Genomic DNA, 12,483 nt, shown 5'->3' with positions numbered 1-12,483 from the left:
TTTGCAAAAAATTTCAGGAAGATGATTAAGATTGGCAACATAGAATTACCGGATTTCCCACTTTTACTAGCACCTATGGAGGACGTGAGCGATCCGCCGTTCCGTAGATTGTGCAAACAACACGGAGCCGATATGATGTACTCTGAATTTATTTCTTCCGAAGGATTAATTCGTGACGCCATCAAAAGCCGAATGAAATTAGATATTTTCGATTACGAACGCCCTGTTGGAATTCAAATTTTTGGCGGAGACGAAGAAGCAATGGCTTTGTCTTCAAAAATAGTTTCTACCGTAAATCCAGATATTATAGACATCAATTTTGGTTGCCCTGTAAAAAAAGTAGTTTGCAAAGGAGCTGGAGCTGGAGTTTTAAAAGATGTTGATTTAATGATTCGTTTAACACAAGCCGTTATTGATAGTACGCATTTGCCTGTAACCGTAAAAACCCGTTTAGGTTGGGATGATAATTCAATTAATATTGATGAAGTAGCCGAACGTTTGCAAGACATTGGCGTAGCCGCTTTGAGTATTCATGCTCGTACACGCGCCCAAATGTATAAAGGCCATTCCGATTGGTCACATATTGCACGTGTAAAAAACAACCCAAGAATCACGATGCCAATCTTTGGAAACGGAGATATTGATAGCCCAGAAAAAGCTTTACATTATAAAAACGAATACGGTATTGACGGAATCATGATTGGTCGCGCCGCTATTGGTTACCCTTGGATTTTTGATGAAATCAAACATTTTTTCAAAACAGGAGGACATTTAGCAAAACCTACTGTTTCCGACAGAGTCGAAGCTGTCCGCAATCACCTAACTTGGGCAATGGAATGGAAAGGCGAACGATTAGGAATTGTAGAAACTCGTCCGCATTATACCAATTATTTCAAAGGAATTCATTCTTTCAAAGCTTTCAAACAACAGTTAGTAACCCTAGATCGTCCTGAAGAATTATATGCCGTTTTAAATAAAATTGAAGAAGCTTATTCTGACTATCAGGTGGTATAATAATCATTACTTTTCTTTGTTTTTGTAAAATAAAATTTACTTTTGCGGAAAAAATTATAATGAGAAATTATTTAGTTCTAGGTTTCGTTTTAATAAGTTTTTTAGCAAATGCACAAGAAGTAGAAAAAGTTTCTGTAGAGAAAAGTCTTTTTGGAGTGCAATTAGGTTTAATAAGTGCTAGTTTTTATTATGAAGTTCAATTGCAAAGAAAAATTGTACTTCGTGCAGAAGCAGGTTTAGATTTAATTACATCTACTAAGGATTATGAAGATCCTGAAATTGAAGATGAAACGGCAACATTGATTAGTCCTTATTTAAGCTTGGAACCACGTTGGTATTATGGTTTAGATAGACGCAAAAGACTTGGAAAAAAAACCTTTAATAATTCTTCAAATTATGTTTCATTAGAAACATCGTATATTTCTAATAAAACTCCACTAATAAATAATTCTGATTTTGATGTTGTTTCGGCAATTACTGTTATTCCTAAATTTGGTATTAGAAGGGCATTTGGAAAGCATTTTAATTATGAATTTTCAGGAGGTTTTGGTTATCAATATAATATTTTTAGTACTAATAAAGGGTGCGATTGTGATCATAACAATACAACGGTAGATCTTCAAGCAAGAATTGGATACGATTTTTAATCCAACAGCTTTTTACTCACTCTACTACTTGCAATTAATGACGCAACAAAACCAAGTATACTAATAGTAGCCATAACAATTAGAACATTTTCCATAGAAAAAACTACAGGATAAGCCAAAGTAGGAGTAATCATAATCAATTCATATTGTTGTTGCAATAAAACAATTACAACTCCCAATAACAATCCAATTATTCCGCCAAAGAAACTCAATAAAGTTCCTTGAAGCAAGAAGATATTACGCAGATCTTTGATATCTGTTCCTAAATTAAAAAGAGTTTTTAAGTTTCCCTTTTTATCTAAAATCATCATAATAAGTGCGCCAATTAAATTAAAAAGCGCCACAATAATTACCAACGTAAATATCAAATACACCGCAATATTCTCGGTGTTCAACATTTTATATAAAGATTCATTGAGTTGCTCTTTATTTTTTACAGTAATTTTATTTTTAAAAACCGATTGAAGTTTTTGGATAACAGCACTCTCATCAGCATCTTTCTTTAATTTTATTTCAAGATTAGAAATCTGATTGGTTTTGTATTCCAATAATTCCTGAGCCAAACCCAAATCAGCAAATACATATTTGGAATCTAAATCTTCGCTAATAGCATAAATTCCAACAGGGAAAATATCTACTGAATTAAATGCCTGTTCAGGTGTATCGATAGTTCCTTTACCCGGTTTCGGAACAAAAACCTCAAAGGGATTTTTATAGTCCAACAAACCCATCGAGAACTTTTGAGCAATACCATACCCTACAACTACCTGATACGTATCAGGCTTTAACCATTGCCCATTATACAGCTTTTTATCAAATGAGCTGACGGTGTTAAAAATAGAGTCAACACCTTTAAGATAGGTAACTTCTTGTTTCCCATTAAAAGTAAACAACACCCTTTCCTCGATAACTTTAGAATAGGATGCAATGCCTTCAATTTTCGTGATTTCTTTTTCCTGTTCAGGTACAACAAAAAAAGATTTCCCAAGCGTACTGCTTACTTTAAGATCAGGATCAATATCACTAGTAAACGAAAGACTAAAATCTCTCAATCCAGTAAAAACCGAGAGAACGACAAACAATGCCATTGCACCCACAATAACTCCCATACTCGCAATACGATTAATAATATTAATAGCATTATTGGAACTTTTGCTAAAAATATATCGCTTGGCTATGTAAAGAGGAAAATTCAAATTTTATTGAAATCTGCGTTTGTCCAAAAGCTCTCTATTCTCAATCGGATTTTCTTTACTTGCCAAAGCATTATCAATCTTTTCAATATAATCCAATGAATCATCGATAAAGAAAACCAAATTTGGCACTTTACGCAATTGCAAACGCACTCTTTGAGATAAATCATGCTTAATTAAAGTCGAATTAGCTTTAATCCCCACCAACGTTTCCGCTGCTTTTTCCTGAGGAAAAATACTTAAATGCACCGTAGCCACAGACAAATCTGTAGTTACAACAACCTTGGATACTGAAATTATCAAATTTGTAATTCCATTTTTTCTCACTTCACCTTGTAGAATATCAACCAAATCTTTTTGGATAACTCCACCTATTTTTTTCTGTCTATTTGTTTCCATAGTGCAAAAATACTATTTTTTTGAGAGACAACCTTACAAAGTAATAAACTCCTGAAGTTTTTATATGCATTCTATTATTTTAAAGCGCAAAAAATGGAGCTTTTTTTAGTAAATAAAGTTCCTGCTGTTCACTATATCTTTTATACCGAAAAAATCGAGATAAAAAAGATGCCGTTTCCATCAGGGATCAAGAGAGGTGTCGCATTTTTGAAAATATTACAAAACTAAAAATGTATTATACTCTTTAAATTATCTAATTCCTTAGCTATATATAGTTTTAAAATTTCAAAATTATTTCTTTAAAAATCATTAAAACAAACAGAATTAATTAGGTCGCTTAGAAGTGGCTAACTATGGAAACCCTCTTTTTAATACCCTTTTCTCGTGCAAATTCATTAAATTTGCACTCAAAATAGATTTTCGATGAGCAATATTAGAATTACTAAACAATTTAATTTTGAAACAGGTCACGCCTTATATGGCTATGATGGGAAGTGTAAAAATGTGCACGGCCATAGTTATAAATTATCTGTTACAGTTATTGGAAAACCAATTACCGATCGCAATAACGTAAAGTTTGGTATGGTAATCGATTTTTCAGATTTAAAAAAGATCGTAAAAGAAGAAATCGTTGATCAATTTGATCACGCTACTGTTTTCAACGAGACTACACCACATATCGAATTGGCAAACGAATTGAAAAACAGAGGTCATCATGTAATATTAGTAGATTATCAACCTACAAGCGAAAATATGGTAGTCGATTTTTCTCAAAGAATTATCCGCAGATTACCTTCTAATATTAAACTTTTTTCTTTGAAACTTCAGGAAACCGAGTCATCATTTGCCGAATGGTTTGCAAGTGACAATCAATAATCTATAACGTAGTTCATGCAATTATCAAATAATAAAAAAATTTATTTCGCTTCCGATCAGCATTTTGGTGCACCAACTCCAGAATTGAGTTTTCCTAGAGAACAAAAATTCGTTGCCTGGCTTGACGAAGTAAAAAAAGATGCAGAAGCTATTTTTTTACTTGGCGATTTATTTGATTTTTGGTTCGAATATAAAACGGTAGTCCCTAAAGGATTTGTTCGTATTTTGGGCAAACTCGCCGAAATTCGTGACAGCGGAATTCCAATTTATTTTTTTGTAGGAAACCATGATTTATGGATGGCCGATTATTTTGAAACTGAATTAAATATTCCAGTTTATCACGATAATAAAGAATTTACTTTTGCCAATAAAACCTTTTTAATTGGTCATGGTGACGGCAAAGGACCTGGAGACTTGGGTTATAAGAGAATGAAAAAAGTATTTACAAATCCATTTTCAAAGTGGCTTTTCAGATGGCTTCATCCAGATATTGGAGTTAAACTAGCACAATATCTTTCCGTTAAAAACAAACTTATTTCGGGTTCTGAAGATGTGAAATTCCTAGGAGATGAAAACGAATGGCTCATACTTTATGCCAAACGTAAATTAGAAACCAAACACTATAATTATTTCGTGTTTGGACACCGTCACCTACCAATGATTAAATCAGTAGGCGAAAACTCAGAATATGTCAATCTCGGTGATTGGATTGGTTATTTTACCTACGGTGTTTTTGATGGTGAAACATTCGAAGTAAAAAAGTTTGAAAAATAATTATTTTTTCGCCGCTTGATAAATTCCAATTTTATGTGTTCTTAAAGAATAACTGATAATTGGTGCAGAGTTTGATTCTTGAAAACGTATTGCTCTCGAATCCTGTTTTGGCATATGGCATTCCACACAATTATTTGTTAACATCGATTTTGAAATTGTTTTTAAGGTTATAGCATTGTGTTTTGCATCTTGATGACAACTCATACAAATTTTAGAATAAGTAATTTGATTTTGTGGTATATCCTTATGAGAATTATGACAGGTGATACAATCCATAATTTGACTTTTCTTAAAACATTTACTTTGTGAAAGTAGGCCTAATTGATTACCATGAACATCATAATTCAATGTGTCTTTTGATTTTTGGTTTTGAATAAAATAATCTGAAAGACTTTCTCCAGGTTTATATTGAAATCGAGATTTTACTTTTGTCTGATCATTTCCTGAATGACATACAGCACAGGCATCTATTTTTTGTTGTCTGTTTAGATTACTAAAAGCTACCATATATTGAGCCTTCTTTAAATCTGGAAATTTTAAATGCGTTTGAACATGTTTTTTTGCTGGCCCATGGCAACGCTCACAATCTATTCCATAAATCAAAGTTTTTGTACTCATAAAGTCTTCAACATCCATTCCCATAAAAGTATTATTGTAACTATCCGAACTATTTGTAGTAATGTATCTACTTGAAATATTAGAGCTATGGCATCCAAAACATTCTTTCATTATTTTTCTTCCAAAATCGGCTGTTGCAGCTGAATATGTAGGGCTTGTTGCCCAATTGTTTATAGATTTATAGTAAGAAATAGGTAATTCATAGGCATAATGATTTTTCCAGTAACCACTAGTTTGTGCATGTTTAATTCCAAAAATAATATTAAAAGGGTAAGCCTCAATTTCTTTTTCATTTTTGTACAATACTTGATAAAGAGTATCATTACGTTCTTCCATGACTACTTTAGTGTTTTTGTCATAGATGAAGGTATTATGACCAGTTTTAAAATGGCCTAAAATATTTTCTTTAAGACCAGGCAATGTAGCTTTGAAATGTGAGGTGTGAGTAGCAGATTCATATTGTACTTGATGACATTGAATGCAACTTTCAGAACCTGCATAATCGGTTCCACGAGGGTCAATATATTCATCTGACTTGTTGGTGCAGTTTGTCAACAAAAGGGCTAAAATAGTAATAGCAAAAAGAATCCTTATTTTTTTCATTGGGGTAAATATACTTTTTTCAGCGTAAATCTAAAATATATTTTTATAATTAAAAATAATTGTTAAATAGTTTAGAATATTTCTTTGTTTAGATCTTTATCGTAACTTGTTCTTATACTACAACTGGATAGACAAAGAAAATAGATTTAAAACTTTAGATAACTTCTTTTCGAGATTCATAAATAAATAAAAATGGCAATTCCTGAATATAAATTAGACAATCCGGTTTGGTATTCATTATCTGAAACGCATAAAAATTTTGGAATCGATTCAGGAACTACAAAATTTTATCACCCTGACTATTGCCCTTTCGGAGGGTTTACCTCTTTTGAGACTATTAAAGATGCTATTTCTGAATATGCTGTGTTAGCCAATACCTTTTTTATTATTGGCCAAAAACCTATTATTCCAGAAAATCTAAAATTAAAGAATGAATTGATTTGTTTACAAATGATTATTCATAATCAAATTGATAGTACTGTTGACGATCAAATCGTGAAATTGGGAGATGAACACCTGAATGATTTGTTAGAGTTAGTAAAGATGGTTTACCCAGAGTATTTTAAAAAGAAAACTTATTCATTGGGTAATTATTATGGGATTTACAAAGACAATCAACTCGTTGCTGTAACAGGAGAAAGAATGCAAATGGATCAATTTACTGAAGTGAGTGCTGTAATTACACATCCTGAACACACAGGTAGAGGCTACGCCAAACAATTAGTTGCCCATACTGTTAATACTATTTTTTCTAAAGACAAAATACCCTTTTTACATGTTGCTGAATCCAATATCGGAGCTATTAAGCTGTATGAAAAATTAGGTTTTCAAATTAGAACTAAAATAAGTGTTTGGAATATTGTTAAAAACCAATAGCAAAGTAAATCATTTACACAGAGCTTTTGTTTTAGCTCTAAAGTAATTCACGAGCCTCATACCTTTCAAAAACAAAAGTAATACTAAGTAAATTCAATAGAAATATGGTAAATTATTAATAATCAATCTACTAGATTCATAACAATTTAAAAAAATCAACTTAGCATTTCGAAAAATTATTTGTGATTTTCGTGTTCTTCTAAATCTTTTTGTAAATCTAATTTTCTAAATTCTGGAGATACAAATCCGGTAAAAAGTACAATAATAAGTGTCATACTACCACCAAATACAACTGCAGTAACAGTTCCCATAAGCTTTGCAGTCAATCCACTTTCAAAAGCACCAAGTTCATTAGAAGATCCTACAAATATCGAATTTACTGAAGCTACACGACCTCGCATGTGATCTGGAGTTTTAATTTGTAAAATAGTTTGTCTGATGACCATCGAGATTCCATCGACAACTCCACTAAAAAATAGAGCAGCTAATGAGATCCAAAAACTAGTAGAAAGGCCAAATATAATGATACATAGTCCAAACAAAAAGATAGCGGTTAATAGTTTCATACCAGCATTTTTGTTCAAAGGAACGTAGGCTGCAAAAAACATTGTAATTATGGCTCCAATAGCGGGTGCAGCTCTTAAAACACCAAATCCTTCCGAACCAACTTTCAAAATATCCAAAGCAAAAATAGGCAATAAAGCTACAGCTCCTCCAAACAATACCGCTGCCATATCGAGAGTTAAAGCTCCCAAAATGGTTTTATTGGTGAAAACAAATTTGACTCCTTCTTTTAAACTTTCTAAAACTGGTTCTCCGATTTTTGGATTCAAAATAGGTTTCTTTTCAATTTGAGTTAACATTAATAAAGCAAAAATTGAGCAAGCAAATACAGAGCACATAGCCCAGTGAACGCCAATTAAATTAATAGAAAAACCAGCTACTGCAGGACCTACAACAGACCCTACTTGCCAAACAGAGCTACTCCAAGTGGCAGCGTTTGAATATGCTTTTTTAGGAACAATCAAAGCCAAAAGCGAGAATATAGTAGGACCTAAAAAGGAACGAACAATTCCTCCTAAAAATACTAAGGAATATATAACATATAATATAGTTGTGGTTGGTAATCCATTGGTGACTGTTGGCCAAGTAATTAAAAACAAGCCAAAACTAATTACGGAGAATCCCAAAATACATTTGAGTAAAAGTCCTTTTTTTTCGTTTTGATCGACAATATGACCAGCAAAAAGGGATATGGCAATGGCAGGTATGATTTCCATTAATCCAATAATTCCTAATGATAATGCGCTTTTTGTAATTCGATAAACTTCCCATTCGATGATAACAAATTGCATTGACCAAGCAAAAACCATTGCAAAACGGATTAATAAAAAGGTGTTGAATTCTTTAAATCTCAAGGCTGCGTAAGGGTCATTTTTCTTCTTCATAAATTCTAAATTATTTAATATCTTTTAATCGTAATTGAATGCTCACTTTATCATTCCATTCGTTTTCATCGATGCAATATATGGCTTCAAATTCTTTTTGATTGGTTGTAAATTCTTTTTTGTTTCCTAGCCCAAAGCCAATAGCCGTAAAGCCTTCCGGATTATTTTGCTTTACAAATAACTTTAAATGCTCATCTTCAGAACCTAAAGTTTTGGCATAACCTGTGTCTTTAATTTTTTTGGTTAAAAAAACTGGAGTCATATTTAATGGCCCAAAAGGTTCAAATTGTTTTAGAATTCGAATTAGTTTTGGGCTGATATCTTCAAAATTAATTTCAGCATCGATGGCTATTTCAGGCGTTAAATGATCTGGATGAATAGTTTCCTGAACAATTTTTTCAAATGCATTTTTAAAATTATGATAATTCTCTGCTGCCAAAGTCATTCCAGCAGCATACATGTGTCCTCCAAATTGTTCCAAATGTTCTGAGCAGGCTTCGAGAGCATTGTACACATCAAATCCTTTTACAGATCGTGCTGAAGCTGCATATTTATCACCGCTTTTAGTAAAAACTAAAGTGGGACGATAATATGTTTCTATCAATCGGGACGCTACAATTCCAATAACTCCTTTGTGCCAATCTTCTTGAAAAACCACAGTAGTGAAGTTTTTTTCTTCTTGATTTTGGTTTATTTGTTGAAGTGCTTCTTTGGTAATGAGTTTGTCTAAATCTTTTCGATCAGAATTGTATTGTTCAATTTCGGAAGCAAATTGTTGTGCTTGTTCAAAATTAAATTCGGATAATAATTCTACAGCATGATTCCCGTGTTTAATACGTCCGGCAGCATTGATTCTAGGGGCAATTATAAATACAACATCAGTAATGTCGAGTGTTTTCTTTTTCAGCTGATGTATTAATGCCTTGATTCCAGGTCTTGGTTCTACATTTATAACCTGTAATCCGAAATAAGCCAAAACTCTGTTCTCACCAGTCATTGGTACAATATCAGCTGCTATCGCTGTAGCAACCAAGTCAAGGTATGAAACTAGATCTTCAATAGTTTGATCTCTGTTACTTCCAAGCGCCTGAATGAGTTTGAAACCTACACCACAACCACACAATTCGTCATAGGGATACTGGCAATCTTCCCGCTTTGGATCGAGAACAGCAACGGCATCAGGTAAAGAAGCACCAGGTCTGTGGTGATCACAGATGATAAAATCAATGTTTCGTGCTTTTGCGTAAGCGACATGATCAATGGATTTTATGCCACAATCCAATGCAATTATTAACGAAAATTCATTGTCATCGGCAAAATCAATTCCTGCATAGGAAATCCCATAACCTTCAGCGTACCGATCAGGGATATAAGTAGCAACATTGGGATAAAAACTCTTTAGATACGATGAAACAAGAGATACTGCCGTAGTTCCATCAACATCATAATCACCAAAAACGAGAATGTTTTCACCTTTTTCAATAGCTGATTCAATACGCTCTACAGCTTTGTCCATATCCTTCATTAAGAAAGGATCATGTAAATCGTCTAAAGTAGGGCGGAAAAAATGTTTGGCCTGTTCGAAAGTTTCAATGCCTCTTTGTATCAATAGTGTTGCAACAAATTCTTCTACATTCAAAGCTTGGGCTAAATGTTTTATTTTTTCTTCAGCGGGTTTTGGCTTAAGTGTCCAGCGCATTTTGTGTAGATTTAACCGATTCTTACTATAAAAGAATCGTAGTTTTGTTGAGAATATATAAGGTATTAATTACTTACGACTTAATGCAACTCCTTCAAATTGAATTCCATCCCAACCTAATTTTATAAAATTACGGATATTTTGGTGGTTTGTTCCTTCTGGATCTCCCAAAACTTCTTCAAAATAATAAGCTCCAAAACAAGCCAATGTTTCAGCTTGAGATAAATTGTGCAATTGTGCAAAAGCAAATAATTTGCAAGAACCTGAGTTTTGTCCTGCTTCATTATGTTGAGTTCCATTATCGAAAGTCGTTGGAGTAAAATCGTAATTTTCCTCAATCACTGCGATTGTTTCTGGAAATGTTATTGTGTTTGGTGTTTGTTTTAGTTTGTCTAAAAATTCAGTAATGGTCATGATATATGTATTTATTCTTCTTCTTTTTGGAATTTATTTTTCTTAGCTTCTTTTACAATTGGTTTTCCAGATACGACCACAACAATTTCACCACGTGGTGCTATTTTTTCAAAGTGAGTTAAGACTTCACGAGTAGTGCCTCTAACATTTTCTTCATGCAGTTTTGATAATTCTCTACACACACAAATAACTCGTTCTTCGCCAAAATAGGTTATAAATTCAGCTAATGTTTTGAGTAATTTATGAGGTGAAACATACAAAATCATTGTACGGGTTTCTTCTGCTAATTCCAGATATCTTGTTTGCCTTCCTTTTTTTTCTGGCAGAAAACCTTCAAAAACAAATTTATCATTGGGTAATCCACTATTGACAAGAGCGGGAACAAAAGCTGTTGCTCCTGGCAAACATTCTACGGCAATTCCGTTTTCGATACAAGCGCGGGTTAATAAAAAACCAGGATCTGAAATCGCTGGCGTACCTGCATCCGAAATTAAAGCGATGGTTTCTCCAGCTTTTAATCTTGAGATTAAATTCTCGGTTGTTTTGTGCTCATTATGCATGTGATGGCTGTACATATGTGTGCCAATCTCAAAATGCTTGAGTAATTTTCCACTCGTTCTGGTATCTTCAGCAAGAATTAAATCTACTTCTTTAAGAATCCTAATGGCTCGAAAAGTCATGTCTTCGAGATTGCCAATTGGAGTAGGGACGATATATAATTTTGACATTTTTCTTACTTAAAGATAGTATTTGATAAAATATAATAAATGATTTAATTCTTAAAACGACAAGAATTTTTTCTCTATGATTTCCATAAAACGGTTTTCATAATCTTCCTTTCCTTCCCAATTATTATAATCTGGTTTTACCATTTCATCGATAAAACTTTTAGTTTCTATAAAAGTGTCAAAAGTTATCAATTGGTTAAGAACACGATTGTAATCCTCATTGCTTCCGCCAAATAAATGTTTAACAAATGCAATTCGGTCATTTAAACCAATAGTAATTTCTTTTACCAATTTGTCATTCAGAGTAATGGATTTTGGTTCCTCTTTTTCAAAAGTGGTTTGAGGAGCAGTCGGAATAGGCTCTTGTTCGAATTCAAAAGAAGATTCATTTTTAACTGGTTCCAATTCCTGTTTTTTATCAGATGGAGATACTTTTACAAACTGAGGATCGGAATAATTACCACCAAGAAGATCATCAAATGAAATTTGAACTGCTTCTTTTTTCTTAGGAATTTCAGGTTGTATTGGTTCTATAGCATCAACAATTGGTTCAAATGCTATTTTTTCAGAAACGATTGGCTCTTCAATTGGCGTTGGGTTTTCGATAACTTCAGCAACAATAACTTCGGGTTCTTCCACAGTAGCAATTGGATCGGCAGTAATTTCAGGAGATGAAATTTCTTCTGCTTCAATGTCTATGACATCTTCTTTTACTTCTTCAATTTCGATAGAATCTAAAACTGTATCTTCAATTATTTCTTCTGTTATCGGACTGTCTTCTATAATTGTTTCACTGATTGCAACAGGTTTCTGAAATTCAGGCACTGCCATGTTTTCAAAAAACTCTTTCATTTTCTCTACAACTTCTGCCTGACCAATAGTCGGTTTTGGCTCTCCAAAATGCTCTTCAACAAATCGTAAAACAGCTAGTTTTTCATAGAGTTTTTGTGTTTCCAAATAAAGCTGATTGATGTCAGATTTATTCTTAAGTTGTAAAATTCTATGAGCAATGCTGATTAAATCGGCTTCCAGTTTCTTTTGCATGACTTTTGAAATTATAATGAATATGTGGCTTTAAATAAAATTATTATTTGGCGGCAATGATTAAGGAGGATTAAACTTCTATTTCAATTTTTATTATTGAAATAAGACCTCTCAAATTTTCGAATTGATAAAAATTATCTACTTTTGAAA

Annotated in this window: 13 protein-coding genes; 5 read left to right on the top strand and 8 right to left on the bottom strand. The window is 32.9% G+C overall.

The window, feature by feature from the left end:
• The first annotated feature begins 21 nt into the window (after positions 1-21).
• Positions 22-1,014, top strand: coding sequence for a tRNA dihydrouridine synthase DusB (gene dusB, locus CLU82_RS10285; RefSeq protein ID WP_100843013.1), 993 nt, complete (start codon positions 22-24; stop codon positions 1,012-1,014).
• Positions 1,015-1,073: 59 nt separating this feature from the next.
• Entirely contained in the window at positions 1,074-1,661 is a 588-nt protein-coding gene (locus CLU82_RS10280; RefSeq protein WP_100843012.1) for a hypothetical protein, read from the top strand.
• On the opposite strand, the gene CLU82_RS10275 is transcribed toward CLU82_RS10280, so the two are convergent.
• Positions 1,658-2,857, bottom strand: coding sequence for an FtsX-like permease family protein (locus CLU82_RS10275; RefSeq protein ID WP_100843011.1), 1,200 nt, complete (start codon positions 2,855-2,857; stop codon positions 1,658-1,660). The two genes, CLU82_RS10280 and CLU82_RS10275, sit on opposite strands and share 4 nt — an antisense overlap.
• Before the next feature lie 3 nt (positions 2,858-2,860).
• Positions 2,861-3,253 (bottom strand): 30S ribosome-binding factor RbfA, encoded by a 393-nt coding sequence (gene rbfA, locus CLU82_RS10270; protein ID WP_100843010.1) that lies wholly within the window; start codon positions 3,251-3,253, stop codon positions 2,861-2,863.
• A 423-nt stretch (positions 3,254-3,676) separates the two neighbouring features.
• On the opposite strand from rbfA, the gene CLU82_RS10265 reads away from it, so the two are divergent.
• Positions 3,677-4,129, top strand: coding sequence for a 6-carboxytetrahydropterin synthase (locus tag CLU82_RS10265; RefSeq protein ID WP_100843009.1), 453 nt, complete (start codon positions 3,677-3,679; stop codon positions 4,127-4,129).
• 15 nt (positions 4,130-4,144) lie between these two features.
• Positions 4,145-4,903, top strand: coding sequence for a UDP-2,3-diacylglucosamine diphosphatase (locus CLU82_RS10260; RefSeq protein WP_100843008.1), 759 nt, complete (start codon positions 4,145-4,147; stop codon positions 4,901-4,903).
• Here CLU82_RS10260 and CLU82_RS10255 read toward each other — a convergent pair whose 3' ends face one another.
• A complete protein-coding gene (locus CLU82_RS10255) occupies positions 4,904-6,124 on the bottom strand; it encodes a hypothetical protein (RefSeq protein ID WP_100843007.1) in 1,221 nt (406 codons plus the stop codon).
• A gap of 192 nt (positions 6,125-6,316) precedes the next feature.
• On the opposite strand from CLU82_RS10255, the gene CLU82_RS10250 reads away from it, so the two are divergent.
• A complete protein-coding gene (locus tag CLU82_RS10250) occupies positions 6,317-7,000 on the top strand; it encodes a GNAT family N-acetyltransferase (RefSeq protein ID WP_100843006.1) in 684 nt (227 codons plus the stop codon).
• Positions 7,001-7,176: 176 nt separating this feature from the next.
• Here the strand turns inward: CLU82_RS10250 and CLU82_RS10245 are convergent, their stop codons facing one another.
• The 5 genes from CLU82_RS10245 to CLU82_RS10225 all read right to left on the bottom strand — a co-directional run bounded on the left by CLU82_RS10245 (position 7,177) and on the right by CLU82_RS10225 (position 12,333).
• On the bottom strand, positions 7,177-8,448 hold the full coding sequence (locus CLU82_RS10245) for an MFS transporter (protein ID WP_100843005.1): 1,272 nt from the start codon (positions 8,446-8,448) through the stop codon (positions 7,177-7,179).
• Positions 8,449-8,458: 10 nt separating this feature from the next.
• On the bottom strand, positions 8,459-10,147 hold the full coding sequence (gene recJ / locus CLU82_RS10240; RefSeq protein ID WP_100843004.1) for a single-stranded-DNA-specific exonuclease RecJ: 1,689 nt from the start codon (positions 10,145-10,147) through the stop codon (positions 8,459-8,461).
• A gap of 69 nt (positions 10,148-10,216) precedes the next feature.
• The gene (locus CLU82_RS10235; RefSeq protein ID WP_100843003.1) at positions 10,217-10,561 is read right to left on the bottom strand and encodes a HopJ type III effector protein; all 345 of its coding nucleotides are present in this window, start codon (positions 10,559-10,561) and stop codon (positions 10,217-10,219) included.
• Positions 10,562-10,572: 11 nt separating this feature from the next.
• The gene (gene rsmI / locus CLU82_RS10230) at positions 10,573-11,289 is read right to left on the bottom strand and encodes a 16S rRNA (cytidine(1402)-2'-O)-methyltransferase (RefSeq protein WP_100843002.1); all 717 of its coding nucleotides are present in this window, start codon (positions 11,287-11,289) and stop codon (positions 10,573-10,575) included.
• A gap of 51 nt (positions 11,290-11,340) precedes the next feature.
• A complete protein-coding gene (locus CLU82_RS10225) occupies positions 11,341-12,333 on the bottom strand; it encodes a hypothetical protein (protein ID WP_100843001.1) in 993 nt (330 codons plus the stop codon).
• Positions 12,334-12,483: the final 150 nt, after the last annotated feature.

Source organism: Flavobacterium sp. 5 (assembly GCF_002813295.1).
GTDB lineage: Bacteria > Bacteroidota > Bacteroidia > Flavobacteriales > Flavobacteriaceae > Flavobacterium.
The sequence above is the reverse complement of the archived record's forward strand: the minus strand, read 5'-3'. Positions and strand labels throughout refer to the sequence as shown.

Bases quoted from the DNA above. Each gene is read 5' to 3' on its own strand.
- CLU82_RS10245 (WP_100843005.1), bottom strand. From the start codon at position 8,448: ATGAAGAAGAAAAATGACCCTTACGCAGCCTTGAGATTTAAAGAATTC.
- CLU82_RS10265 (WP_100843009.1), top strand. From the start codon at position 3,677: ATGAGCAATATTAGAATTACTAAACAATTTAATTTTGAAACAGGTCAC.
- recJ (WP_100843004.1), bottom strand. From the start codon at position 10,147: ATGCGCTGGACACTTAAGCCAAAACCCGCTGAAGAAAAAATAAAACAT.
- CLU82_RS10225 (WP_100843001.1), bottom strand. From the start codon at position 12,333: ATGCAAAAGAAACTGGAAGCCGATTTAATCAGCATTGCTCATAGAATT.
- rsmI (WP_100843002.1), bottom strand. From the start codon at position 11,289: ATGTCAAAATTATATATCGTCCCTACTCCAATTGGCAATCTCGAAGAC.
- dusB (WP_100843013.1), top strand. From the start codon at position 22: ATGATTAAGATTGGCAACATAGAATTACCGGATTTCCCACTTTTACTA.
- CLU82_RS10250 (WP_100843006.1), top strand. From the start codon at position 6,317: ATGGCAATTCCTGAATATAAATTAGACAATCCGGTTTGGTATTCATTA.
- rbfA (WP_100843010.1), bottom strand. From the start codon at position 3,253: ATGGAAACAAATAGACAGAAAAAAATAGGTGGAGTTATCCAAAAAGAT.
- CLU82_RS10235 (WP_100843003.1), bottom strand. From the start codon at position 10,561: ATGACCATTACTGAATTTTTAGACAAACTAAAACAAACACCAAACACA.
- CLU82_RS10280 (WP_100843012.1), top strand. From the start codon at position 1,074: ATGAGAAATTATTTAGTTCTAGGTTTCGTTTTAATAAGTTTTTTAGCA.
- CLU82_RS10255 (WP_100843007.1), bottom strand. From the start codon at position 6,124: ATGAAAAAAATAAGGATTCTTTTTGCTATTACTATTTTAGCCCTTTTG.
- CLU82_RS10260 (WP_100843008.1), top strand. From the start codon at position 4,145: ATGCAATTATCAAATAATAAAAAAATTTATTTCGCTTCCGATCAGCAT.